This is a genomic window from Herbaspirillum sp. FG34, assembly GCF_057809315.1.
In genome coordinates, this window is the sequence record NZ_JBMDJS010000007.1 from 241806 (window position 1) to 264878 (window position 23073).

At 61.2% G+C, this 23073-nt stretch carries 24 protein-coding genes; 4 read left to right on the plus strand and 20 right to left on the minus strand.

All coding sequences use genetic code 11. The annotated features are described in order from the left end of the window. Positions 1-75 precede the first annotated feature (75 nt). From amaB to ACODSZ_RS11685, 5 genes are all read right to left on the minus strand, one after another. The gene (gene amaB / locus ACODSZ_RS11665) at positions 76-1590 is read right to left on the minus strand and encodes an L-piperidine-6-carboxylate dehydrogenase (protein ID WP_488927631.1); all 1515 of its coding nucleotides are present in this window, start codon (positions 1588-1590) and stop codon (positions 76-78) included. A 359-nt stretch (positions 1591-1949) separates the two neighbouring features. Beyond that, positions 1950-2834, minus strand: coding sequence for a transcriptional regulator GcvA (gcvA, locus tag ACODSZ_RS11670; protein ID WP_175342713.1), 885 nt, complete (start codon positions 2832-2834; stop codon positions 1950-1952). Between the two features lie 95 nt (positions 2835-2929). Continuing rightward, positions 2930-4336: an FAD-binding oxidoreductase gene (locus ACODSZ_RS11675; protein WP_008325860.1), complete on the minus strand. Its 1407-nt coding sequence runs from the start codon at positions 4334-4336 to the stop codon at positions 2930-2932. After that, positions 4326-5399, minus strand: a complete 1074-nt coding sequence (locus tag ACODSZ_RS11680; RefSeq protein WP_488927632.1) for a DUF1338 domain-containing protein — start codon at positions 5397-5399, stop codon at positions 4326-4328. Before ACODSZ_RS11680 ends, ACODSZ_RS11675 begins: the two co-directional genes overlap by 11 nt. A 466-nt stretch (positions 5400-5865) precedes the next feature. Then, on the minus strand, positions 5866-6804 hold the full coding sequence (locus ACODSZ_RS11685) for a LysR family transcriptional regulator (RefSeq protein ID WP_488927633.1): 939 nt from the start codon (positions 6802-6804) through the stop codon (positions 5866-5868). A gap of 514 nt (positions 6805-7318) precedes the next feature. On the opposite strand from ACODSZ_RS11685, the gene ACODSZ_RS11690 reads away from it, so the two are divergent. Both ACODSZ_RS11690 and ACODSZ_RS11695 read left to right on the plus strand, forming a co-directional pair. Then, the gene (locus ACODSZ_RS11690) at positions 7319-7654 is read left to right on the plus strand and encodes a helix-turn-helix domain-containing protein (protein WP_241822203.1); all 336 of its coding nucleotides are present in this window, start codon (positions 7319-7321) and stop codon (positions 7652-7654) included. Next, positions 7641-8900, plus strand: a complete 1260-nt coding sequence (locus tag ACODSZ_RS11695; protein WP_488927634.1) for a type II toxin-antitoxin system HipA family toxin — start codon at positions 7641-7643, stop codon at positions 8898-8900. Before ACODSZ_RS11690 ends, ACODSZ_RS11695 begins: the two co-directional genes overlap by 14 nt. 67 nt (positions 8901-8967) lie before the next feature. Here ACODSZ_RS11695 and ACODSZ_RS11700 read toward each other — a convergent pair whose 3' ends face one another. The 8 genes from ACODSZ_RS11700 to ACODSZ_RS11735 form a co-directional block, all read right to left on the minus strand. Then, the gene (locus tag ACODSZ_RS11700; RefSeq protein WP_488927635.1) at positions 8968-10251 is read right to left on the minus strand and encodes an MSMEG_0569 family flavin-dependent oxidoreductase; all 1284 of its coding nucleotides are present in this window, start codon (positions 10249-10251) and stop codon (positions 8968-8970) included. Between the two features lie 64 nt (positions 10252-10315). After that, positions 10316-10603: an MSMEG_0570 family nitrogen starvation response protein gene (locus ACODSZ_RS11705; RefSeq protein WP_175342710.1), complete on the minus strand. Its 288-nt coding sequence runs from the start codon at positions 10601-10603 to the stop codon at positions 10316-10318. After that, the gene (locus tag ACODSZ_RS11710; RefSeq protein WP_488927636.1) at positions 10596-11789 is read right to left on the minus strand and encodes an MSMEG_0565 family glycosyltransferase; all 1194 of its coding nucleotides are present in this window, start codon (positions 11787-11789) and stop codon (positions 10596-10598) included. Before ACODSZ_RS11710 ends, ACODSZ_RS11705 begins: the two co-directional genes overlap by 8 nt. After that, positions 11790-12791, minus strand: a complete 1002-nt coding sequence (locus ACODSZ_RS11715; protein WP_175342708.1) for a sll0787 family AIR synthase-like protein — start codon at positions 12789-12791, stop codon at positions 11790-11792. Further along, complete coding sequence (locus ACODSZ_RS11720) at positions 12788-13351, minus strand: MSMEG_0567/Sll0786 family nitrogen starvation N-acetyltransferase (RefSeq protein WP_488927637.1); 564 nt, start codon at positions 13349-13351, stop codon at positions 12788-12790. The genes ACODSZ_RS11715 and ACODSZ_RS11720 overlap by 4 nt, the downstream gene beginning before the upstream one ends. A 1-nt stretch (position 13352) precedes the next feature. Then, on the minus strand, positions 13353-14435 hold the full coding sequence (locus ACODSZ_RS11725) for an MSMEG_0568 family radical SAM protein (RefSeq protein WP_008325832.1): 1083 nt from the start codon (positions 14433-14435) through the stop codon (positions 13353-13355). Next, the gene (locus ACODSZ_RS11730) at positions 14392-15474 is read right to left on the minus strand and encodes a Nit6803 family nitrilase (RefSeq protein ID WP_008325830.1); all 1083 of its coding nucleotides are present in this window, start codon (positions 15472-15474) and stop codon (positions 14392-14394) included. The genes ACODSZ_RS11725 and ACODSZ_RS11730 overlap by 44 nt, the downstream gene beginning before the upstream one ends. A gap of 16 nt (positions 15475-15490) precedes the next feature. Next, positions 15491-15973 carry an MSMEG_0572/Sll0783 family nitrogen starvation response protein gene (locus ACODSZ_RS11735; RefSeq protein ID WP_006463016.1) on the minus strand — a complete coding sequence of 161 codons (483 nt, stop codon included), beginning with the start codon at positions 15971-15973 and terminating at the stop codon, positions 15491-15493. A gap of 443 nt (positions 15974-16416) precedes the next feature. On the opposite strand from ACODSZ_RS11735, the gene ACODSZ_RS11740 reads away from it, so the two are divergent. Next, positions 16417-17811 (plus strand): aminotransferase-like domain-containing protein, encoded by a 1395-nt coding sequence (locus tag ACODSZ_RS11740; RefSeq protein WP_175342706.1) that lies wholly within the window; start codon positions 16417-16419, stop codon positions 17809-17811. A gap of 31 nt (positions 17812-17842) precedes the next feature. Here the strand turns inward: ACODSZ_RS11740 and ACODSZ_RS11745 are convergent, their stop codons facing one another. After that, positions 17843-18763, minus strand: coding sequence for a restriction endonuclease (locus ACODSZ_RS11745; RefSeq protein ID WP_488927638.1), 921 nt, complete (start codon positions 18761-18763; stop codon positions 17843-17845). Positions 18764-19319: 556 nt separating this feature from the next. On the opposite strand from ACODSZ_RS11745, the gene ACODSZ_RS11750 reads away from it, so the two are divergent. Then, positions 19320-19730: a hypothetical protein gene (locus ACODSZ_RS11750; protein WP_488927639.1), complete on the plus strand. Its 411-nt coding sequence runs from the start codon at positions 19320-19322 to the stop codon at positions 19728-19730. Here the strand turns inward: ACODSZ_RS11750 and ACODSZ_RS11755 are convergent. The 6 genes from ACODSZ_RS11755 to ACODSZ_RS11780 all read right to left on the minus strand — a co-directional run bounded on the left by ACODSZ_RS11755 (position 19711) and on the right by ACODSZ_RS11780 (position 23071). Continuing rightward, complete coding sequence (locus ACODSZ_RS11755) at positions 19711-19848, minus strand: DUF4224 domain-containing protein (RefSeq protein ID WP_488927640.1); 138 nt, start codon at positions 19846-19848, stop codon at positions 19711-19713. The genes ACODSZ_RS11750 and ACODSZ_RS11755 overlap by 20 nt on opposite strands. Continuing rightward, positions 19845-21005 carry a hypothetical protein gene (locus ACODSZ_RS11760; protein ID WP_488927641.1) on the minus strand — a complete coding sequence of 387 codons (1161 nt, stop codon included), beginning with the start codon at positions 21003-21005 and terminating at the stop codon, positions 19845-19847. Before ACODSZ_RS11760 ends, ACODSZ_RS11755 begins: the two co-directional genes overlap by 4 nt. An 85-nt stretch (positions 21006-21090) precedes the next feature. After that, complete coding sequence (locus ACODSZ_RS11765; RefSeq protein ID WP_488927642.1) at positions 21091-21753, minus strand: hypothetical protein; 663 nt, start codon at positions 21751-21753, stop codon at positions 21091-21093. Position 21754: 1 nt separating this feature from the next. Then, entirely contained in the window at positions 21755-22171 is a 417-nt protein-coding gene (locus ACODSZ_RS11770; RefSeq protein ID WP_488927643.1) for a hypothetical protein, read from the minus strand. A gap of 460 nt (positions 22172-22631) precedes the next feature. Further along, entirely contained in the window at positions 22632-22904 is a 273-nt protein-coding gene (locus tag ACODSZ_RS11775) for a hypothetical protein (protein WP_488927644.1), read from the minus strand. After that, positions 22901-23071 carry a DUF5675 family protein gene (locus tag ACODSZ_RS11780; RefSeq protein WP_488927648.1) on the minus strand — a complete coding sequence of 57 codons (171 nt, stop codon included), beginning with the start codon at positions 23069-23071 and terminating at the stop codon, positions 22901-22903. The genes ACODSZ_RS11775 and ACODSZ_RS11780 overlap by 4 nt, the downstream gene beginning before the upstream one ends. Positions 23072-23073 lie beyond the last annotated feature (2 nt).

Sequence of the window (23073 nt, forward strand, 5' to 3'; positions counted from 1 at the left end):
CCTTGTGGTGGAGCAGGGATCCGGCAGGGGTGCTGCATGTTTCCAGGGGAATGAGCCGGTGGACTTCGCCGTCGTTCAGTCGATGTCGAACTTCACGCCCTGCGCCAGCGGCAGGGTCTTGCTGTAGTTGATGGTGTTGGTGGCGCGGCGCATGTAGTTCTTCCAGGCGTCGGAACCGGATTCGCGGCCCCCGCCGGTTTCCTTTTCTCCGCCGAAGGCACCGCCGATTTCCGCACCGCTGGTGCCGATGTTGACGTTGGCCAGACCGCAGTCGCTGCCGGTAGCCGAGACGAAGAGTTCGGCCTCGCGCATGTCATTGGTGAAGATGGCCGAGGACAAGCCTTGCGGCACGGCATTGTTCATGGCGATGGCCTCGCTCAGTTCATCGTACTTGACGATGTAGAGGATGGGCGCGAAGGTCTCGTGGTGCATGATGGCGGTCTGGCCGGGCATGGTGACCAGGGCCGGACGCACGTACCACGATTGCTGGCCCATCACGTCCACGCGTTCGCCGCCGGTGACTTCACCGCCCTGGGCACGCGCCTGCGAGAGCGCCGCCTGCATCGCATCGAAGGCGGCCTGATCGATCAGCGGGCCGACCAGGGTGTCGCCCTGCAACGGATCACCGACCTTCACGCTGGCGTAGATGCGCTTGATCTGCGCCACCACCTGATCGTGGATGCTGCTGTGAACGAACAGGCGGCGCAGACTGGTGCAGCGCTGGCCGGCCGTGCCCACCGCCGAGAAGGTGATGGCGCGCAGCGCCAGGTTCAGGTCGGCCGAGGGCGCAACGATCATGGCGTTGTTGCCGCCCAGTTCCAGCAGGCTGCGCCCCAGGCGCTCGGCCACGACGGTGGCGACCTTGCGGCCCATGCGCACACTGCCGGTGGCACTCACCAGCGGCACGGCTGCCGAGCGCGACAGCGTTTCGCCCAGATCGGCACCACCGATGAGCAGGCCGCACAGCTGCGCCGGCACCAGGTTCGGACGCTGCGCCGAGAAACGCGCCACAGCCTTGGCAAAGAGCGCCTGTACGGCCAGGGCGGTGACGGGCGTTTTTTCGGAAGGTTTCCACACCACGGCATTGCCGCACACCAGTGCCAGCGCGGCGTTCCACGCCCACACCGCGACCGGGAAGTTGAAGGCGGTAATCACGCCCACCACGCCCAGCGGATGCCAGGTTTCCATCATGCGGTGGCCGAGCCGCTCGGAGGCGATGGTCAGGCCATGCAGCTGGCGCGACAGGCCGACGGCGAAGTCGCAGATATCGATCATTTCCTGCACCTCGCCCAGACCTTCGGAGAGGATCTTGCCGGCTTCCTGAGTCACCAGGGCACCCAGTTCATCGCGATGCTCGCGCAGCACTTCACCCAGCACGCGCACCAGTTCGCCGCGCACCGGCGCCGGCACTTCGCGCCAGGCCAGGAAGGCTTGTTGCGCACCGGCGATGGCGGCTTCAGCGTGGGCCGGCGTCTGCGCCTTGAGTTGCGCGATGATCTCGCCATCGCGCGGCGAACGAATCACCAGATCGTTGCCGGCGTAGGCCGAGAAGTCGGCTCCCAAGGTGGAGAAGATGCGTGGAGAAGACATGGGATTCCCTTGAAAAGTGGAGTGGGATGGGTCTGGAACGGTGCAGTATAAGGACAGCGAGTGCCATTGTTAAAACCAAAAATATTCACCACATCATGAGTTTTTGGAATGCACCGACCTGGCGCGCGAGAATCGACGGGGATGAGCAAGGATGGTGCGGCGCATCACTTCATATCGCCCGGAAGCGCCGGTGGAACGGGCGTTCCGGCGCCGATGCCGGGGCCGCTCGGGAGGCCGCTTGCGCGCCATTCACGGCGCGCCGGGAGGATCACCAGCGCGCGCATGCAAACCGCGCGGGCATGAGTTTTAGTCAGCCTGGGAAATTCGCGCACCGAATCGATGCACATGCACGAAGGGCCTCAGCCTCCCTGCGCTTCGCTCAGAATCCACTCACGGAACTTGAGGATGGCGGCCTTGCCGGCATTCTTTTCGGGATAGACGAGGTAATAGGATTGCGGGCTCTTGACCGCCAGCGCGAAAGGCACATGCAGTTGCCCCAGGCTGATCTCGGTCTCGACCATGAACTTGGGCATGAGCGCCACGCCCATGCCGGCCACGGCGGCCTGGATGACCATGGCCAGTTGCTCGAAACGCGGCCCCGACAAGGCATTGGGGCAATCCACGCCGACGTGGCGGAACCAGTCCTGCCACGCCTGCGGACGCGTGGTGTGCTGCAGCAGCGTGACGTTGGCCAGGTCATCCACCGTGCGCAGACGTTCGGCCAGCGCCTTGCTGCAGACCGGCACCACTTCCTCGCCCATCAGGCGCACCATGACCGTATCGGGCCAGTCGGGTTCGCCAAAGTGGATGGCGGCATCCACCTGGCGCGTATTGAAATCGAAGGGCAGCACTTCCGTGCTCAGGTTCAGCAGGACGTCCGGATGGGCGGCGGCAAACTTGGCCAGGCGCGGAATCAGCCACTTCACGCCGAAGGTCGGGAGGATGGCCAGGTTGAGCACGCTGGCCAGGCTGTTGTAGGTCATGACCTGGAAGGTCGCCATCTCGATCTGCTTCAGGATGGTGGAGACCTGGGACGCATAGTCGCGCCCGGCCTCGGTGAGGATCAGGCGGCGGTTGATGCGCTCGAACAGCTTGACGTTGAGGTACTCCTCCAGGATCGCCACCTGGCGACTCACTGCGCCCTGCGTCATGTGCAATTCATTGGCCGCCTTGGTGAACGACATGTGCCGTGCCGAGGTATCAAAGGCAATCAGGCAGGACGTTGACGGGATGAAACGACGCATGGGACGGATGCCGCTGGCTGAAGGCGGGGCAGAAGATGACGGACCCCGCACTATAGCAAATGGTCCGCCCTCCTCTCCAGCGTGGCCGGCACGCGTCATGTGAAACGCGTATTGCCCAGCAGGCAGTGCGGATCGAACACCGCTTGCACACGGCCGGCCAGTGCGCGTTGTGCGGGCTGCGTGTAGCGCTGGTAGTAATGCTGGTTGAAGGGACCGATGCCATGCTCGGCGCTGAAGCTGCCTTGGTAACTTTTTGCAACCAAGTCATAGAGCGCGGTGCGCAAGGCTTCGATGCGTTCCGGCGGGAACTGCGGCTGATGTGCCGGTGCGATGGCGAGGTTGAAGTGCACGCCGCCGTCGCCCCAGTGACCGAAGTCGAATACCTCGGCACCGGCGAAGTCGCGCGCCACCAGGGCCAGTGCTTCCGCGCGGAAGGCCGGCATGCGCGAGCGCGAGACCGAGATGTCGAAGGCGACGATCTTGCCTTCCTGCTTGACGCTGTCGCTGATGGCATGGCGCAGACGCCACAGCGTCTCGGGCTTGTCGACTACGGCATCGACGATGGCATCGTCGAAGTGACGCTCCAGCCAGGCCATGAAAAGCTTGTCGAGATCGAAGTGCTCGCTGGCCTGCGAGGACGAACTCACTTCCACCAGCAAGGCATAGTCCGGAATTGGATCAAAGGGTGCGTTCACCTGCGGCAGGTGGCGCAAGACGGAGGCCAGCGCATTGCGCGAGATGCCCTCAAAGGCCGAGAGGAAATCGGCGAACTGTGTCTGGGCATCCTGCAGCAGGCGCAAACCCGCTTCCAGCGAGGCCGGCACGATCAAGGCGGTAGCGCGCTGGCGCGGCAGCGGATGCGCGCGCAGCACCGCCTGGGTGACGATGCCATAGCTGCCGGCCGTGCCGATGAAGAGCTGTTTCCAGTCCGGGCCGGTATTGTTCTTGTGCAGGCGGTTGCCCATCTCCAGCAGTTCGCCGGGCGGCTGCATCAACAGGGCTTGCAGGCCCAAGGTGTTGTGGCGCACGTCGCCATAGCGGATCAGGCGCGCGCCGCCGGTGTTGGCGGCCAGCATGCCGCCCACCGAGGGATCGGCTCCCAGGTCGATGGGGAAGCACAGGCCGTGCGGGGCCAGCGCCTGGTTCAGGTCCGACAGGCGGGTGCCGGCCCAGGCCTGGACCACGCCATCGACCGGATCGATATCGATCACGCCCTTGATGCGCTCCATGCTGAGGATTAGTTGCAACCCTGAACTATCAGGCGAAGCCGCGCCGACCAGGCCGGTGTTGGCCCCCTGCGGGATCAGCCGGATATTCTCGGCTGCGCACAGGCGCATGAGTTCGGCGGCCTCGGCCACATTGGCCGGACGCGCCACGCACAGGGCCTGTCCGGCCCCATAGCGCGGACCGTGCTCATAGGGCTGGCGCTCGGGCGCAGAGGTGATCAGGCCGGCGTTGCCCAGCAGGTCCTGCAGGCGCGCCAGCGCGGCGTCAGCAGACACTGGCCGCCTCGTCGCTGGCCGCACCGGGGGCCACCGCCTCGGTCATCTTGAAGATGCCTTGCGCGTTGCCGCTGTCAAACGTCAGGTCCAGCTTGCGCTGGCCGGCCTCGTCGGCGAAATAGTCACGCGAGATGAATTCGTAGAACGAACCCGGCACGGTGACGGCGGCCGGCTGGCCATCCTCACCCTGCAACTGGTAATCGACCTTGACCGCACGGAAGGCGGTCTGGCGCACGCGGCCATTGCGCGAGACTTCCACCTGGTCCTTGATGGGACGGCCCAGCTGGCGCTGGCGCTCGGCGGTGGCGACCACGTCGGAGACACGGTCGGTGGCGTGATTGAAGGCATTGCCTTCAGTGGAGATCCAGGCCATCTCGGCGGATTCGGCCTTGAGCGCTTCGTATTGCGCCAGGGTCGGCAGGTCGTGATGACGGGCGAAGCACTTGAGCATCGCGGGCAGCAGGCGCCTGGCCTCGTCCATGCCCAGCTTGCCTTGGGCGGAGAGCTTGGCCAGCAGCGCCAGCACCTCATCGGAGAGCGGATTGCGCGAGGTGGCCAGCACGGCGTCGACGGTCTGCTGGAATCGCGGCGAGAACTGTTCCGGATGCAGTTCGCTCACGAAGAACTGGGCGATCTGTTCAGCGTCGTCGATGTGGGTATAGACGCGGCCGGTCATCTTGATGCGCGCCAGCGGATAGGTGCCGGTCTGCTGGTAGCCCAGCGGCAGCAGCACGCTGGTGAAGAGCGTTTCGCCATCGGGGAAGCCGCTGTCGCGGCCCAGGCGTACGGTACGCACGGCACCGTGGTCGAAGCAGATCTTCACGCCCTCGCGCTCGGCATCGGCCACGTAGTCACGACCGGTGGCGACCTGTTGCAGCAGGCCTTCGAAGAGCAGCATGTTCAGGGCCTGCGCCAGTTCCAGGCGCGAGACCTCGGCGGCTGCCGGGCGCAGGGTCGAGGCGGGGACTTCCAGGCGCGCAAACTGGCGCTGCACCAGGGCCTCGTCGCCGTAGTGGGAAAGCAGGAGTTGATGGAGATTGCTGTGCTGCGCGGAGATCGTCATTTGCGTGCCTTTGACCGGGTGACTATGAGATAGCCTCATGGTAAGGGCAGCTTGGGGTCGGAATAAAACGATTATTTCTGAGGCTTCAATGCCTTTTACTCATGCAAGAGGGGGCTATGGAGAGACGAACACGGACCCGCGCGGGACTGGCGGGAGCCGTTGATGCCAATGTCGATCACGATGCCGAGCAGATGCCTGATCTGTCCATTGACGGTCGTCCCGGAGAAGAAAGTCGGGTGCATCCTGCGATGGTTCGGCATCGCCCTCTTCCCTCTACAGTGCTGCACACCGAAAACCCCCTCCACGGTGACGCAGCGCCGGCGCGAGCTTTAGCCCGCAGTGCCCCCCGACACATGACCGACAGGGAACGACAGGGCAACTGTATTACAAGCAGGACAATTTGATTAGCCGTCCTTTTACGAATGAACTCGTTAATCAAATTGAACAATGCGAAGAGAGTCTGACCTCACCGCGCCGGCCGATCTCCGTCTTCAGGCGGATGCCGACGTGCGAAATAATCCTCGATCTGCGCAATGCAGGCCAGGATCTTGGCGGGCACCGCGTCACGGTGGCGGGTGGTGATGAAGGCCCAGAATCCCTCCAGTGACCACTCCGGCAGCACCTCGACCAGCCGCCCCGCCTCCAGATCGGCTTGTACCTTGCTGCGCAGGAAGCGGCCGATACCGTGTCCCTGGAGCGCCAGCTGCCGCACCGAACGTGCGTGGTTGGCGGTGATGCGTGGACTGAGCCGCATCTGCGCGCACTGCCCGGTGCGATGGTGGAGCGTGAGCTCGACGATGGCATCGGGCGCATGGGGGGTGAAGAACAGCATCTGCTGTTGCAGCAGATCCTCCGGGCGACGAATCGGTGGCCGCCCCGTCAGGTAGGCCGGTGCCGCGCACAGCACGGCTTGCATGCGGGCCAGCGGGATATCGGCGGGGCCGGGTGTCTTGCCAACGCGCAGGGCCAGGTCGACGCTGTGATCCATGAGATCGACGTTGTGATCGCAGACGTCGATGCTGATGCGCAGCTGGGGATGGCTGCGGATGAAATGTTCCAGGGCGGGCACCAGGTATTCGGGAGCCATGAAGCTGGAGGCGGCGATACGCAGTTCACCCACCAGTTCCTTGTGCAGGCTCTCGGTGGCATCGCGGGCCTCGTTGGCCAGGGCAACGATGCGTGCGCAGTGGGCATAGAAACCCTGGCCGGCTTCGGTCAGGCTGAGCTTGCGGGTGGTCCGGTGCAGCAGGGTGGTACCGAGAATGGATTCGAGCGCACTGATGTGCTGGCTGACCGAGGAAGAGGTCAGTCCCAGTTCGCGAGCGGCCTTGGAAAAGGCCCCCAGTTCGACGACGCGGGAGAAGATCACCATGCGGGGCAGGTAATCCATGGCGTGGTTTTTCATCTTGGCGCGGTAGGAGGTCGATGAGTCAGAGCGCCAACTATAGCGCGCGCAGAGGTAGGATGAGCAGATGAGCTGAGTGGGAGATTGGGGCCTGTTTCCTGTTTGACGGGAGAGATGGATGGCGCGATGAGATAGTCACGGAACTCACCGAGATCATCGATCCGCACAGGCTGATGAGGATGCCCGGCATGGTGAGAGGAAGCGCCAAAGTCATCTGCGAAAAGCCCGGACCAAAGATGATCACTTCCCCGGCACCGCCATCTGTTGCGCAACATGCGCGAAGGCAGTACAGCCATCGGGGTGTGCTGGAACCATGGCGACCTGGGTGAATTGCAGCAGCCGCCGTATCACCAGGACAAAGGGAGGGTGAGGCGGTAAGGAGCCAATATCATGCGCATCATAGAGATGACATTAAATCATATAAGGTTACATCTATAATACAAACAATGAATGTTAGACGAACATAGATAATTCATTAACCATTATAATGTCACATCTATGAACGGAGAAAAGCATGCCCAAGAAACTCTCCACGGCACAAGACTGGCCAACGCTGGTACAGGAACGTCTGACGACCTGGGGCAAATGTATTGCCACCCAGCGCCTGCGCCAGCGCATCACTGCCAATGATCTGTCTGCCCGGCTGGGAATCTCGCGGGTGACGCTGGCCAGGATGGAAAAAGGCGATCCCGGTGCCGGCGTGGGCGCCTATCTGACTGCGCTTCTTGCGCTGGGCCTGTTCGACCAGGCCGTACCGGCATTGCCTGCCGAGCTTTGGCAAGGAGACTACGGTCAGCGTGTCAGAACCAGCCGGGAGAAAAAGGGAGCTGACGACGATGACTATTTCTAAACCGGTCTATGTCTATCTGCAGCGTCCCGACAATGGTCAGTGGGTCACCGTTGGCCGGTACAAGACGGGCGGTCCTGGCGAAGGATTTTTCAGGTATGCCCCCTCTTACATCGAGGCCGGGCATACCTGGACCATTGACCCGCAGAACTTGAGGTTTTTGCCGGATAGGGATTTCCGGGCACAACGGTATCAAGGTCTGCATGACGTGTTACGCGACGCCTGCCCGGATGCCTGGGGGCAAGCGCTGCTGCGCCGCGCACACAATCTTTCGGAAGATGCTCCGCCGCTGCAATACCTGCTCAGGGCCAGCAATCTGGACCGCTGGGGGGCGCTCGCCGTGGGCACAAGTACCAAGCCGCCCGGTGCGCAAATCAACACGCCTGGCCTGCCTCAACTCAATGAGGTGATTGAAGAACTGGCAGCACTGGCGGAGCATCGTCCTGCCATCCGTGCCAGCCTTCGCAAACGGCTGGTCCAGACCGCCAGCGTCGGCGGTGCGCGGCCCAAGGCGACGGTGCGAGGCGACAACGGCCAGTTTTGGCTGATCAAGCCGGAGATTGCCACAGACGCTGGCCCTGTTCCCCTGCTTGAGCACGTCGGGCAGCAATGGGGTAGGGCCAGTGGATTGCACTTTGCTGAAACCGTCTATCACGCCCAAGCCGGCGGCAGAAAGACGGTAAGGGTTCTCAGGTTTGACCGCACAGGTCAGCAACGCCACATGTGCGTGAGCGCCGCCTCCTTGCTGCAGGCTGAATATCCGGGGCGTCACGAGACGGACCGCTGGAGCTATCCGCGTCTGGCCGAAGAACTCAGGTTGGCGGGTGCGCCAAGTGAAGACCGTATCGAACTGTTTGGGCGCATGGTGTTCAATGCCGTCTGCGGCAACGATGATGACCATGTGCGCAATCATGCGATCGTCTATCAGGAAGACGAACGCCGCTGGCGCCTCGCACCCGCGTTTGACGTGGTGCCGAACCCGGTGGAAACGCCCGCCCGTCTGCACATGCAGCTATCACAGGGGCGCTTCGACATTTCCCGAGAGGCCGTTCTGGCTGACGCCCATCGTTTCGGATTTGCCAATCGCGAGGAGGCCGCAACTTGGCTCGACAAGCTGCTGGCACGCATCACGGCCAGCTTTGACGAGCTTGCAGATTGCCTCGATCAGCAATGGCAAACCCTGCTGCGCGAACGCTTGTCTCAGCAGGTCGCCCTCCTGAGCGGACGGCCAGAGTGCGACGACAGCTAGAAGCTAACGGAGAGACAATCGCCAAGGCAGTTTGACGCTGGCCGACGCACGCGTCTCTCGCTCAGGCTCAGGCGGCTTGCGACAGCGTCGGCTGGCCGGCCTGGGTGCGCAAGGCCGTGATGTGATCGAACAGGTAGCGCGCATCACGGTCGATGCCCGAGAAGCGACCCGAGCCCCAGGTGTATTGCCACGGCAAGCCGAGGAAGTACAGACCGGGGGCAGCCGTCACGCCGCGCTCATGGCCGGGATAGCCACGACCGTCAAAGATGGGCTCGGCGATCCAGCTGAAATCGGTACGAAAACCAATGCACCACACCACCGCCGAGATGGCGCGCCCGCGCAAATCCAGCGTGCGCAGTTCCTCTGCCGGAGGCTGCCACACGGGCACGTAGCGCGCCTCCGTGGGTGCCTCGATCTGCTGCGCGGCGATGAACTTGTCGATGCTGTCCTTGATGCTTTCGGAGACCGCATCGGCCTCGTCGAGATAGCCCTTGAGACCACCACCGAAACGCACCACGTCGCCTTCCAGACCTTCGAACTTGCCGTAGAGCTGCATGCCTTCCAGCGCGAACTTGCGCAGGTCGATGTCGCGTCCGCCATCGCGCCCGGTCACGTAGTGATTGGTCTTCTCGCGCACGCCCGTGCCCAGCGGGTGCTGGTCCACGGGGAGATCGTAGTACTTCATCTTGTCCAGCCATTCCACCACGTCCTTGCCGCGATAGGTGCGCGCCACGCGCGGTGCCTCGCCCACACCGAGGTGCACGCGGCGGCCGGCCAGATGCAGGTCTTCGGCAATCTGGCAGCCGGACTGGCCGGTGCCGACCACCAGCACTTCGCCCTCCGGCAACGATTGCGCATTGAGGTACTGGCTGGAGTGGATCTGCACGATGTCGGCCGGCAGGCGCTCGGCCGCGCGCGGCACCACCGGGATATGATAGCCGCCGACGGCGACCACCACCTGATCGGCCGTGTAGGCGCCATCGCTGGCGGTGATGTGCCAGCGCTCGCCCACACGCCAGAGCTTCTCGACGGTCACGCCTTCGCGCACCGGTGGCTGGAAGCTGGCTACGAAGCCATCGAGGTAGGCCACGATCTCGTCTTTCTTCATGAAACCGTAGGGATCGTCGCCGCGATAAGGATAGCCGGGCAGATTGCATTGCCAGTTGGGCGTGACCAGGCAGAAAGTGTCCCAGCGCTCATGGCGCCAGGCGTGGCCGACCTGGTGTTTTTCCAGCACCAGGTGATCGATGCCGGCCTGCTTCAGGTACCAGCTGATGGACAGGCCAGCCTGGCCGCCGCCGATGATGATGACGCCGTGATGGCGCGCTGCGCCTTGGGCTTGGGTGGACATGGTGTTCCTCTTGCAGTGATGTCGTGTTGAATGGAAAGTCGGTGACGAGGTGATCAGGGCCTGATCAGGGAATGAAGGATTCGACCCGGACCACTGGATCGGCAGTGCTCTCGAAGCGGGCCGCCGTTTCTTCGATGCGGCGCAACTGGTCCAGCGCCGATGAGCAGGCAAAGCCATACTTCTGCCGCACCCGCTCGCTGCCGATGTTCAGTGCCGTGGCGCTGCGCTCGACGAACTCGGCCAGGGCATAGGTGCGGCCGGCCTCCAGGTGTTCCTTGACCACCAGCGAAGGCGAGTAGCAATCGGTGACGGTATCGTCCGGCCAGCGGACACGAAAGTGCATTTCAGGCATGGTGTTCCTCTTGGAATGAGGCCGCTACTGGACAGCGGCTGATGAAATTTTCATAAAGCGCCACATGGCGGCTTGCCGAGCGCGTCCACGAAAACCGCGCGCACACGGCCGCACCCGCCTCCACCATGGCCGCACGTGCAACGGGGTCGAGCGCATGGGCGATGCCGGCAGCAATCGCAGCGGGATCATTCGGATCAACCCAGGCACAGCAGTCGCCATCGAGATATTCGGTAAAGGGCGCGATGCGCGAGACCACCACCGGCACGCCGCTGGCCATGGCCTCCAGCACCACCAGGCCGAAGCCCTCCTTCAGGGAAGGAAACACCAGCGCATCGGCACAGCGGAACAGTGCAGGCATGTCGGCATCCGCCACCTCGCCCAGAATGCGCACGGCCCCGGCAGGCAGGGACGCTGCCTCCAGCTCGGCCTGAAACGCGCGCTGGTAGCCGGCGTGATCGAGCACGCTGGCGCCGCCCGCAATGACCAGTTGCGCCTGCGGGTAGACGCGGCGCAGGCGCAGGAAGGCCTGCAGGATGCCCAGCGTATTCTTGCGCGGCTCCACGCCGCCCACGGCCAGCAGCAAAGGCGCACCGACCAGGCCAAGCGACTGACGCAGGGTCTGCTCATGCAGCCCCTGGCGAGGAGCGTAGCGCGCCATATCGACACCATTGGCGACCAGCTCGGCACGGATACCGAGCTCGCGCCGCAGGATGTCCTGCCAGGTGCGGCTGACGCACAGCACCAGGTCGGCAGCGCGATAGCCGCGCTCCTGCCAGTCATGCAGCCGCACATCGTCGAACTGGTCGAGATGGTGCACGGTGCGCACATAGCCGTCGATCACGCCGCGCTCCGTCAACGTGGCCAGCGCATTGGCGCTGATGGAATCCTGGGCATGGCAGATATCGAAGCGCGCCATGTCGATCTGCTCGAAGCAGTGCAGGTAATCATCGATGCGCTGGCGCACCATGTCAGCCACGTCCGCGCAATGCACCGGCCCCGGCACCGCATGGAAGGTGCAGGCGGCGCGCCGGAACAGTCCACGGCCGCGTGCATCGGGCGCGAACAGCGTGGTCTCGTGACCCAGCGCCTGCAAGCTCTCCGCCAGTTGCAGCGCATGCACCACGCCGCCGCGCGGGTTGACGGAATGGGTCAGCATGGCGATGCGCAGGTGTGGTGACGGTTGCATTCATGCCTCCCGGCGCAAAGCGCAGCCGATCAGCGCTTCGTCATTGAGATTCCAGAACGGCAGGCGCTGCCCTTGCATGCACAGGTCGAGCTGGCCGCTGTCGTCGATGCGCCCGATGGAAGCGGCCGCGATGTCGCGTGCCGCAAAGCGCGCCAAGACCTCAGGCAGGTCATCGTCGGCCACGCTGAGCAGGAAACCGTAGCTGGGGAAAGCCGTGAGCCAGCGTGTGAAATCCGCTCCCGGCGGACAAGGCAAAGCATCCAGGTCAATCACCGCACCCTTGCCGGAACACTCCAGCAGCATCAGGGCGGTACCGATCACGCCGGCCATGCTGATGTCCTTGGCAGCGCGCGCCAGGCCCTGCTCGGCCAGTTCGGGCAGCAATTCAAGGTCGGCGCGCAGGCGCTCGGCGGGCGCGCCGGTACTGGCGTTCCAGTAGGCATAGGGTTCCTGGAAGCGGCCGCGCAGATCGATGGCGGCCACCAGGTGTTCTCCGCTGCGGGCATCGAAACTGGTCAGCAGGCGCCTGGCCCGGCCGATGATGGACACCGACAGCTGCTCGCGGTCATTGCGGCGATTGCTGTGCCCGCCCACCAGCGGCACGCCATACACGCGCGCCCCCTCGGCCAGTCCGGCGAGGATGGGCTGCGCGGCCTCGCCGCCACGGCTCCACAGGGCATCGACCACCGCCAGCGGGCGGCCGCCCATGGCATAGATATCGCTGACGTTGACCATCACCCCGCAGTAACCGGCAAACCACGGCTGCTGTTGGACGAACTCGTTGATGAAGCCTTCGATGGCAAAGAGCAGGTAGCCATCGCCATCGGGAATGGCTGCGCAATCATCGCCCACGGCCAGCGTATGGCCCTGGTGCTGCATGGCCGGCGCCAGCGGCAAAGCCTGCACCACCGCGTCGATATCGCGCTTGTGGGCGATGCCGCGCGAGGCGCGCAGATCCTGCACGATCTGCGCCAGCGAGGACGAGGTGTCGCGCGCGTTCATGGCCGGCGCTCCTCGCGGCCACCCACCAGGAAACCGATATCGCCGTCACTGATGGGCGGATAAAAGCCCAGGTCCGCCTGCATCTGATGATGCGGCAGCCCGTGCACTTCGATCTCGGCCAGGGTGTGCCAGTGCAGACGCCGGAACAGCTCTGCATTCTGACTCTGCACCTGGGCCAGGAAAGTATGGCAACCATGCGCATGGGCGGTGCAGACGGCCAGCCTGATGAGGCCGCTGCCGACCGAACCGATACGGCGCGCATGCTGCGCCACGGCCAGGCGCGAACCGTGCCAGACACCTGCCGCAGATTCGTGGATGCGCACCGTTCCTACGACTTCACGACAACCGTCGTCGTGCTCCAGCACGGCCACAATGGGCATGGCAATGTCATCGATGGCATCGGTGTCGTCGTCGCAAAAGACCCCCTGCTCGGTGCAGAAAACGTCACGGCGCAAGCGACGTGCTTCTTCGCGCTCCCACCGGTCCAGCGCCAGCTTGATGCGCACACCGCGGGCCTGAACTTCCTGTGCCAGCGCGTTTTTTTCGGCCACGTCGCTCATGTCATTTCCTTTCGAACGCAGACAGAGATGAACAGGCGCCGCACTTGCCGCAACCTGCCTTGGCATCGCCTGAACGCATGCCGGCGTTCTCCAGCATCTCTGCCAGCGGTGCGAGCAGGCGGCGCATGGCGGCGGCATCGGGGGAAGGATGGTCTTCTAGCGGCGTACCCGAGATGGGTACGAAGGGCACCACGAAGGGATAGACGCCCAGCGCGATCAACTGCTCGCTCATGCGCAGGATGGCCTCGTCACTGTCGCCCAGGCCGGCCAGGATGTAGGTGCTGACCTGGCCACGCCCGAAGACCTCGACGGCGGCAGCAAAGGCGTCCATGTAGCGTTGCACCGGCACGGTGGCCTTGCCCGGCATGATGCGCTGGCGCACCTCGGGCGTGACCGCCTCCAGGTGCATGCCCAGCGTATCGATGCCGGCATCGTGCATGCGCCGGAACCACGCATCGTCGTCGGGCGGCTCGCACTGTCCCTGGATGGGGAGGTTCACCGCCGACTTCACACCGAAGGCGCTTTCGCACAGGATCTGCGCGCCCCGGTCCGTGGCATTGGGCGTGCCGGTGGTCATGACCATGTGCCTGACGCCATCCAGCAACACTGCCGCGCGCGCCACTTCGCCGAGTTGCTCGGGGGTCTTGCGCAGGATGGTGCGGCCGGCCGCGAGCGACTGCCCGATGGCACAGAACTGGCAGGACTTGCGGCGGCTCTCATAGCGGATGCAGCTTTGCAGGATGGTGGTGGCCAATACGTCCGCGCCGTGCAGGGTAGCGATCTTGCCGTAGGGGATGCCGTCGAAGGTCTGCATCTTGTAGAAGCGCGGCTGGCGCGGGAAGGACACCACGCCCACCTCCACGCCATCGCGCAGGATGCGCGAGGCGCCATCCGCGCCGGGCTGGGTCGCCACGTAGGGCGAGGACCAGGCACCGGCCGTGTGGACCGGGATCATCACGGTATGACCATCGACGGTGACCGCCTTGTGATCCGACGGCCCGGCCCCGCCGCGCCGGCTCTGTGCACCGGCGCCGGGATCGTCAAGACGCAGCCCTAAGGATTGCAGTTCCGAGATCAACTCCATGGGGGCCTTGCGGCTCAGACGCTGGGGATGCAACTGGATGACGGCTGTCTGCATGATGGGACCTCGCGGAAGGATGAGTGACAGGAGCAGGCTGTTCCGCCGGGAACAGCGAGGACATGGGAGAAGTACGGCGATCATCGATCACCAGGTGCAGCAGTTCGGGGCGCGCATAGTGGCCGACCGAATCCATCATGCGCTTGCGCTTGGTGACCAGTTCCATGTCCAGGTCGGCCACCAGGATGCCTTCGCCGCTGCGCAGGGGCTCGGCCAGCAGCTTGCCTTCCGGCGAGACGATGGCGGTACAGCAGCCACCGCGCAGCGCCTTCTGTGCCTTGGGATCGGGCTCGATGGCGGCGATCTGTTCATCAGTCAGCCAGCCGGTGGCATTGATGACGAAGCAGCCCGACTCCAGTGCGTGATGGCGGATGGTGACCTCCATCTGGTCAGCGAAGATCTGCCCCACCATGGAACCGGGGAACTGGGCGCAATGGATTTCTTCGTGCTGGGCCATGAGGCTGTAGCGCGCCAGCGGGTTGTAGTGTTCCCAGCAGGCCAGCGCCCCCAGGCGCCCCACGGCGGTAGGCACCACCTTCAGGCCGCTGGCATCGCCCTGCCCCCAGATCATGCGCTCGTGATAGGTCGGCGTGATCTTGCGGCGTTTCAGCACCAGCTCGCCGTCGGCATCGAAGACCAGCTGCGTGTTGTAGAGCGTGCCGTGGTCGCGTTCGTTGACGCCCAGCACGACCACCGTGCCATGCGCGCGTGCCGCTTCTGACACCGCCTGGGTTACGGGGCCGGGCACCGTCACCGCACGCTCGTAGAGCAGCAGGTGTTCCGGACCTGACGCAAAGGGCGGTCGCACGAACGAGAAGTACGGATAGTAAGGAACGAAGGTTTCCGGAAACACCACCAGTTGCGCGCCTTGTCTGGCAGCCTCGGCAATGGCCTGGCATACCTTGGCCACGGTACCGAGTTCGCTGTCGAGGTCGGGCGCGATCTGCACCGCCGCCGCCCGTACCGTTCTCTTGTGGATGCTCATGCGCCGCCCCTTTCCATTACAGGGTCCAGGTATCGAGGATGAAGGCGTTGTCGCGACGATGCAGCAGCACCAGGTCGAGCACGTCCAGCGGATTGATGGGGCGGATGCCGGGAATCAGCGAGGGCTCGCCGTGGCCGTACAGCGCCTGCAGGGCGAAGCGGCAGGCGTAGACCTTGCCGCCCTCTTCCATGAACTTGACGATCTGCTTGTTGAAGTTCTGGTGACCGGGGAAGGCTTCGTCCCCCAGCGTGGGGAAACCGCGCTGCACGCCCAGCGTCACGCCGGGACCATAGAGCAGGATGGATGTCTCGAAACCCTTGCGCTTCAAGCGGGTTGCCTGCAGCAGGTTGACGAAGCCGATCGAGCCTTCGAAGGCCACCGTATGGAAGGTCACCAGCGCTTTTTCTCCCGGCTGGGCTTTGACGTCTTCGAACACCTTCTCTTCATAATCCACCAGGAAATCGCCGGGGGCGTGGGCTGCTTTGGTGACTGCGGGCATGGTGATACTCCTCTCGATTGCTGTTGGTCTGCACTTGGGGAAGTGGTCCGGCGAGTTCGCCGCGACACTGGAATTGAAGGCATCAGTCATGCCACCAACACCCCGTCAATGTGCGAATTGACTGCATAAAAATCCCGTCAATCCTCCCCTCGCAGAATGGAATCCAGCATCTGCGCGGCTTGCCGAATCGGCGCTTGCAGCATGGTTTTTGGGCCATATGAAGCAATCCATTCAATCGCTCCATACAATCGGACAGCATCGCGCAAACCCTTGTGCACTCTGGCGTTGCGGCGCGTCTTGAGTTGGTGCAGAGCGCTGCGCGCGGATGATGCAAGACGGTGCACTTTTGTACCTGTACGGCAGAGATTGGATGGAATGCAAATTGCATTCAATGACACCAGTCGATGCGGTCAATATTGAAGTCAGGAAACGAGGAAGTTGCCATGACCAAGAACAGCGCCATGTGGGTTCCCAAATTGAAGAAAGGTGGCGGCCCGCTTTATCTGGCCATCGCCAATGCGATTGCCGAGGACGTCGCCACCGGCCACCTGCAGCCCGAGCAGCGGCTACCGCCGCAGCGCAAGCTGGCCGAGGTGCTGGACCTGGACTTCACCACGGTCGCGCGCGCCTATACGGAAGCGCATCGGCGCGGACTGGTGGATTCGGTGGTGGGACGCGGCACCTTTGTCTGCGGCAAGCGCCGCCCGCGCATCCCGCGCTTGACTGAGGGCCGCCCCAACGTCGACATGTCGATGAACATGCCGCCCGAGCCGGAGTCGCCGGAGCTGATGGAGTTGATGCAGTCGGGCTGGAACAAGGTCAATGCGCGCCTGCGCGACCTGATGCGTTACCAGGATTTCGGTGGTTCGCCCGAGGATCGCGAAGCCGGTGCGCTGTGGCTGCGCCGGCGCGGGCTGGTGGTGGAACCGGAACGGGTGCTGGTGACGCCGGGGGCGCAATGTGCGCTGCTGGCCATCCTGACCATGCTGGTCGGACCTGGCGGGGTGCTCTGTTGCGAGGACGTGACCTACCCCGGCCTGCGCGCCCTGGCCGGGCATCTCAACATCAAGCTGGTTGGCTTGCCGATGGACAATGAGGGCATTGATGCGGTGGCCTTTGCCGGGGCCTGTGCGCAATATGCTCCGAAAGCGCTGTATTGCAATCCCACCCTGCTCAATCCGACCACCTGCACGACTTCGGTATCGCGCCGCCAGGCGCTGGTGGAGATCGCCCGTCACTATGAAGTGGCCATCATCGAGGATGATGCCTATGGCTTCCTGCCGCGTGTGGCACCGCCGGCCATTGCCAGCATGGGCAGCGAGCTGACCTACTATGTCACCGGACTGGCCAAGACCGTGGGGGCCGGTTTGCGCATCGCTTATATGGTGGCGCCCGATGCCGCCTCGGCTGCGCGCCTGACGGCGGCACTGCGTGCGACGACGGTGATGGCTTCACCGGTTACCTCGACCCTGGCAACTTATTGGATACGCGATGGCGTGGCGGATCTGGCGCTGGCCAATATCCGCAAGGAGTCGATGGCGCGGCAGAAGATTGCGGCCCGCATCTTGCCCGAGCACGGGTATGCCTCGGAACCGGAGGCGTTTCATTTGTGGGTGAAGCTGCCGGGGGGATGGCAGGCCAGTACGTTTTCAGCGCAGATGCGCGCCAATGGGGTGGCGGTGGTGGGAGTGGATGCGTTTGCCGTGACTACTGCGCCGGTGCAGGCTGTGCGTGTGTGTATTGGGGGGATTGCCAGTCGGGGGGATATTCAGCATGCGTTGACGTTGATGCGGGATACCTTGGCGGAGCAGCCGTTGGTTAGGGCGGCTGTGGTTTGAGAGTGCCGGGGCCAAGTATCCAACAATATGCCTATTCACCTTCGAAGTAATCTGAGTCGATCTTTTTTATCTCGTAGACGCCGACTTGAGCGACGCCGACATTATGATCAACCATAAATTTTGCTAGCTGCTTTCCGTCTAGAAGAATGATCTTGGAGCTGATTATGTTTGCGTAATCTTCAGCATCTTTCGAAAAAACTGAGGTGGTAATGAATACCCCTTTGTTTGCACGCTGCCCCTGCAGTGCACCGGCGAATTTCTGGATTTCTGGTCTTCCAACCGTTCCATCCCACCTCTTGGCCTGGACATATATGACATCGAGGCCCAGACGGTCTTCTTTGATGATGCCGTCAATTCCTCCGTCGCCACTCTTTCCAACAGCGCTCGCAGCGTCCTGTCGAGAACCGCCGTACCCCATCGCAACCAGTAGATCAATAACAACTCTTTCGAAAAATGCAGGAGACATTGATTTCACCTGCTCAAGTAGATCAGCTTCGAGGTTGTTGCGAAGGGTGCTGTATGCGGTGGCTAAGGCGTCCTCCGGGGTCTGATCACTCATTTCCGTTGAAATGTCCAAGACTCCGGACGTATCCGCATCCTTTGTTCGCCGTCGAACTTGGAATTCGCGGAACTCTTTAAATTGGCGCAGAAACTCCACATCAATTTTTGCCGGCGATTGCCTGAGAAGGTCGGCGCCCCTGTCAGTGATCTGAAGTAATCCTCTTTTTGCGGAATAGAGAAGTCCGGCTTGCTTCAAGTATGTTCGCGCCCACCCGACTCGATTATCGAAAAGAGGTGCAGTTCCGCTTGGCAGCATTTCTGAACGCTCGGCATCAGTCAGAATAAAATCAATAGCTAATTGTTCTACCAGATCTCTGAATCGATGTTCCCTGCCATCACTGGCCAGACGAAGAAGGGGGAGCATGATGGACTGATAATTGGGGATGGGCATTCTTTGCGATATGAATTTGGATTTTGGTTGATTATATATACCAATTGACCTTGCGCCACTTCTAGCTCATTCCCATATCCCAAGCAAAACAGGATTCCAGCGCAAAGCCACATCCAGCGCGACTCGCTGACTGCGCATAGAGCGCGCAAAATCCCATAGTTGCGCGTGTTTTGGAAGAAATTCCCGAAGAGGAAAGCGGAACTATCTTTTTGATCAGCTTAGTTTCCTACTTGGGTACAAACAAAAAAAAGGACTCCAATCACTCGGAATCCTTTTTAAATACTGGTGGCCCCCCCGTGAGTCGAACACGGCACCAACGGATTATGAGACTGGGCAGCAACAAATAGACCAGAAAAGAAAGTGCAGTCAATTCAACGACTTGCAGCGGAAGCCATCCCATAGACCGGCTGCACTTTCGCCTCTATTTTGCCCGATTCAGTCCTAGTTTGGGCAGGTTTTGGTCATAGCGCGCAACACCGACGCGATGATCTTCTTTACCTCCCGAAACGCCGATGTCAATCTTCGGATGACGACGATAAATTACGGGAGAAAGTGTATGCGAAAAATTGCGCTAGTGATCATCACTGCTGCCGTCGCAGGGTGCGCCACATGGGGTCAGCTTGATGACGGGCTGAAGGGCTTGCTGGGGCAGCCCATTGACGTAGCCATCAACAAGATCGGGTACCCTAACAGCGAGCAAACCATCGCCGGCCGCAAGCTATATCGTTGGGGATCGTCAAGCCAGCAGATGGCATATATGCCGACAACCACCACCACGAATGGCTATGCTGGTGTGGGCAGCGGGTTCACGCCCTATTCCAGCACCACCACGGGTGGCACATTCGTTCCACTGAACTATAACTGCCAGATCACCTTGGAAGTGGATGCAAAGCAGATCATCCAGCGCTACCAGGCCGACGGCAACCTGGGGGGCTGCGAGCCTTACATCAAAGCTCTGAAAAAGTGACCATCTCCACATAGGGCCATCCGTTTTTCGTGAGCCAGCGTTTCATGCAGGCAAGGCTGTTCGTCCGGCAGCCGATGAGCGACGCCAATTCCGCCGCGCTCAGATATTCACTGGTCATTTTTCTTCAGCCCGGTGCTTTGTAATAGGATCGATTGCGTCTGCCACCGCAGACGCCCAGCTTGCCCACCGCTCTAAAAGATCTTTTTCTTCCGGCGCCCCATCCTTAGCGGCCCGCAGCCTGGCGCCAACAAAGGCCCTGATTTCTTCGGCTCTCTTCCATTCGGCCACTTCCTGCAGGAGGTGTGCCCGCCGCGCCTCCTCGGCCTTTTCCCAGCGAGCTAGCTCTTCTTGCAAACGCTCCTCCTTGTGGCGCCAAATCGTGGCATCCAATTCAGCCTTCTGTTCCTGAAGCCTCTCGACTCGATAAATTTCTCTGTGCCTATACAGAAGTTCAGAGATGATCAGGAAGCCGGCGACGATTTCTCTCATCTGCGCCTCCAGGGGCTCAGAGGGCAAGTCGCGCCACTCTGTCTTGAGGCCATGCCCTGGTTTGTGACGAATCACCAGCTCGAGATCCCCGGAGCGCTCATACTCCGCCACGCGCCGTGCAGTTTCATCTTCCGGCGCGCCTACATTTCGCAGCTCGAAGTGCAGCAAAGTATCCCAAATGCAAATGCTCCAATTGAAGGCGTGATCTGTCGTTTGGGCTGAATTGCCGCCACAACACGCCAAGGCATTAAGCAACGTATTGAGGATTAAAAGCCGGCGCTTGCCCTGCTTGGTTGAAGAAATGATGGGACGGACGTGCACATCAAGTGATGTCCCGGTCAGCTTCGCCTTCCTTCTTTCATCTCTCGCGAGTAGCTTGGATATCTCCCTATGGGTGCGAGAGCGCGTCTTCCTGACAGGTACGGTGGCTGCTAGCGCATGGGCCCGAGACTCGATGAGAGGCCGGTCATCCGGGAAGACGGGCATGACCAACGGCGGCCCGTCCAGAAACATCCGCCGCCGCGCACCGGACACCATTTGGGACTCGTCAATGAGCTCGACATAATCTGCCTGGCCGAGCTGTCGATCAGGCAATGCAGCCCTTTTGCCCTTCGCCCCAGGATTTACATTGTTCCAATAGCCTTGATCTGGCCGTGGAATATTGGCCGCTTCGCAAGCGGTCCTAAGCTGCTCTGGCGACATACCAAGACGCGGCGCAACATCCTTCGCTGGCTCAGACCAAATCAGGTCATACAGCTCGGATCGCGTGATGCGGGTCATGTACATGTGCCCCTCCACTGGAAACGATGAGTATCGAGATAGGCAGGCATAAAAAAACCGCCCCGGGGGCGGTTTAATATTTACTCTGTAATCATGTAGCTGAAGCAAGTGGCGAGTGCACATTTGAGCTATCAAAGCTAAGAAATGTCATCTCTTCCACAAGATCGCGCACGATTAATTTTGATGCTACAGCGTCAACAGTTCTATTGAATACGACTTGTGTCGAGTAATGAGCGTCAATGACCTTGCGAATCAATATTCCCAAACCCTTCACGAATCCGCGTTGAATGACACGTGCAAACATGTATAAGCTAACGAAAGGCACGAGCGCCACTGTGAGTATAGCTAGTGGACCAGAACTCACAATCATGTAGCTGACCATCAGATCCAATGCACGCTTTCGAAACGCAGTAGCATATTTCATCTGTTCTGGGGTCAATGAGGAAAAATTTCGTTCGAATTCGCCTTTCAGCATTGCTTGTAGCTGCGGAGACCTTTTAACTTCTGACTCCAAATAGCTAAACTGCATAAACGAAAAATTTTCGGTGTAACGTAGATATCCGTTAATGATGTGACGGAGCTTGCGATAAAAATCGCTACCAATGTCCCAGTCGTGCTGGAGAAAGGATTCACGCAATTCATCTCGCAAATCGAAAAGTGCGTCCCTATGATGATCCAAAATAGTTTTTCTGATCATCAAGCGCCATGTTGCGATTAATGCCAACACTCCAATCGCGAAAACAAATAATTGCATTTCAGTTCCCCTCTTGCTTAGGTGTATGCCCGTTCTCGTCCAAGCCACTACCCTCGTTATGCGGATCATTTTGTTCTAGCTTTTCTCGCAAACTACGAAGAGTTTTAATAGCGCGCTTTTTGCCTGATCTTTCATAGTACCACCCGATTCCTCCAATACTAGCGACAATACTCATAATCACGGTACCTATTTCGAACTTTTCGGCGAACTCAGCTAGCGCCTTTAGTGTCTCGGGTCTGGCCTTGGCCAGCTCCAAAAAAGCATTAAATGCAATATATACAGAACCTAAAACAGTCGCCAGTGTCAATGCATGCTTGACTAAGTCAAAACCAAATTTTAGATTCTGAGACTTTATGAGTTGTCTTTGCCATTCAAGTTCAGCTTCATGCTTCTTCCATTCGAGCTCGTTCTTATTCACACTCTCTCCGGTGACAATCTAGTGTTATTTTGAAACGCCACAGTAGAGAAATTGCAGGGCATATAGAATGCCCAATGAGCAATTTCTTTTTTGCAACTTTTCGACATCCGCCGCCGGCCCCCCCCGCTTACGAGCACTTCAAATCTGTACCGTCTCACGGCTAACTCGGCCCCCTCTGTCCTAATGCAGCGCTGACCCGCAATGATATATCAGAGGTGCAAAATCGGAGACACCGTCATCGGAAACAGCCAAGGGCGTTCCTGCCAACTAGCTTCCTAGTGGCAAATCAACGCAGGATTGCAAATGGTCCACTCAGCCGCCGGCTTGCCAACCACATAGGCGCTGCCCGGTCATGTTGTGCGCCAGGATCTGATCTGCGGTTTGATCGGTGAGCCGATCAGCCTTGCTGACATAGATCGGCCGCGCCCACTTGCAGCCGTTATCCACGATCACCGGTGGCTCAGTCCCGGCTCCAGCTGTCGCGCAGCTTTGCAGCAGAACTACCAGCGGGAGCAGCAGCAATAGTGTTTTCGACATCAGCTCTCTCCTGCGCCGCATTGGCGCCAGATTGCGCGGCAGCCGCATCGCGCTCCGCAGATTGTTGCTTCGTTTCCGCAACTTCTTGCGCAGCCTCGGCTTTGGTGGCCTTGGCCTGCTGGCGCATGAACAGGCCGGCGACGATACCGACCAGGCCGGCCAGCCATGGCCCGATCTTCATCAGCAGCGCAATCATTGGGCCTCCCGGATCTCGATCGTGACCGGCTCAGTGGTCAGGCGCAGTTTGGTGAACAGGCGGTCGAAGGCCACCTTGCTCTGCCCCAGCCAGTCCGGTGCCGGCGCGTCGCCAACCAGGATGCAGCCGTCTGTGTCCTCGGCCTTGTTGCCTGGATGGATGCGGATGC

What these genes read in the sequence shown, in the direction of transcription:
- ACODSZ_RS11725 (WP_008325832.1), bottom strand. Translation starts at nt 14,435, where the DNA reads ATGGAGTTGATCTCGGAACTGCAATCCTTAGGGCTGCGTCTTGACGAT.
- ACODSZ_RS11690 (WP_241822203.1), top strand. Translation starts at nt 7,319, where the DNA reads ATGCCCAAGAAACTCTCCACGGCACAAGACTGGCCAACGCTGGTACAG.
- ACODSZ_RS11715 (WP_175342708.1), bottom strand. Translation starts at nt 12,791, where the DNA reads ATGAACGCGCGCGACACCTCGTCCTCGCTGGCGCAGATCGTGCAGGAT.
- ACODSZ_RS11740 (WP_175342706.1), top strand. Translation starts at nt 16,417, where the DNA reads ATGACCAAGAACAGCGCCATGTGGGTTCCCAAATTGAAGAAAGGTGGC.
- ACODSZ_RS11745 (WP_488927638.1), bottom strand. Translation starts at nt 18,763, where the DNA reads ATGCCCATCCCCAATTATCAGTCCATCATGCTCCCCCTTCTTCGTCTG.
- ACODSZ_RS11765 (WP_488927642.1), bottom strand. Translation starts at nt 21,753, where the DNA reads ATGCAATTATTTGTTTTCGCGATTGGAGTGTTGGCATTAATCGCAACA.
- ACODSZ_RS11705 (WP_175342710.1), bottom strand. Translation starts at nt 10,603, where the DNA reads ATGCCTGAAATGCACTTTCGTGTCCGCTGGCCGGACGATACCGTCACC.
- ACODSZ_RS11695 (WP_488927634.1), top strand. Translation starts at nt 7,641, where the DNA reads ATGACTATTTCTAAACCGGTCTATGTCTATCTGCAGCGTCCCGACAAT.
- ACODSZ_RS11755 (WP_488927640.1), bottom strand. Translation starts at nt 19,848, where the DNA reads ATGACCAGTGAATATCTGAGCGCGGCGGAATTGGCGTCGCTCATCGGC.
- ACODSZ_RS11760 (WP_488927641.1), bottom strand. Translation starts at nt 21,005, where the DNA reads ATGTACATGACCCGCATCACGCGATCCGAGCTGTATGACCTGATTTGG.
- ACODSZ_RS11700 (WP_488927635.1), bottom strand. Translation starts at nt 10,251, where the DNA reads ATGTCCACCCAAGCCCAAGGCGCAGCGCGCCATCACGGCGTCATCATC.
- ACODSZ_RS11685 (WP_488927633.1), bottom strand. Translation starts at nt 6,804, where the DNA reads ATGAAAAACCACGCCATGGATTACCTGCCCCGCATGGTGATCTTCTCC.
- ACODSZ_RS11720 (WP_488927637.1), bottom strand. Translation starts at nt 13,351, where the DNA reads ATGAGCGACGTGGCCGAAAAAAACGCGCTGGCACAGGAAGTTCAGGCC.
- ACODSZ_RS11750 (WP_488927639.1), top strand. Translation starts at nt 19,320, where the DNA reads ATGCGAAAAATTGCGCTAGTGATCATCACTGCTGCCGTCGCAGGGTGC.
- ACODSZ_RS11730 (WP_008325830.1), bottom strand. Translation starts at nt 15,474, where the DNA reads ATGAGCATCCACAAGAGAACGGTACGGGCGGCGGCGGTGCAGATCGCG.
- amaB (WP_488927631.1), bottom strand. Translation starts at nt 1,590, where the DNA reads ATGTCTTCTCCACGCATCTTCTCCACCTTGGGAGCCGACTTCTCGGCC.
- ACODSZ_RS11680 (WP_488927632.1), bottom strand. Translation starts at nt 5,399, where the DNA reads ATGACGATCTCCGCGCAGCACAGCAATCTCCATCAACTCCTGCTTTCC.
- gcvA (WP_175342713.1), bottom strand. Translation starts at nt 2,834, where the DNA reads ATGCGTCGTTTCATCCCGTCAACGTCCTGCCTGATTGCCTTTGATACC.
- ACODSZ_RS11710 (WP_488927636.1), bottom strand. Translation starts at nt 11,789, where the DNA reads ATGCAACCGTCACCACACCTGCGCATCGCCATGCTGACCCATTCCGTC.
- ACODSZ_RS11775 (WP_488927644.1), bottom strand. Translation starts at nt 22,904, where the DNA reads ATGATTGCGCTGCTGATGAAGATCGGGCCATGGCTGGCCGGCCTGGTC.
- ACODSZ_RS11735 (WP_006463016.1), bottom strand. Translation starts at nt 15,973, where the DNA reads ATGCCCGCAGTCACCAAAGCAGCCCACGCCCCCGGCGATTTCCTGGTG.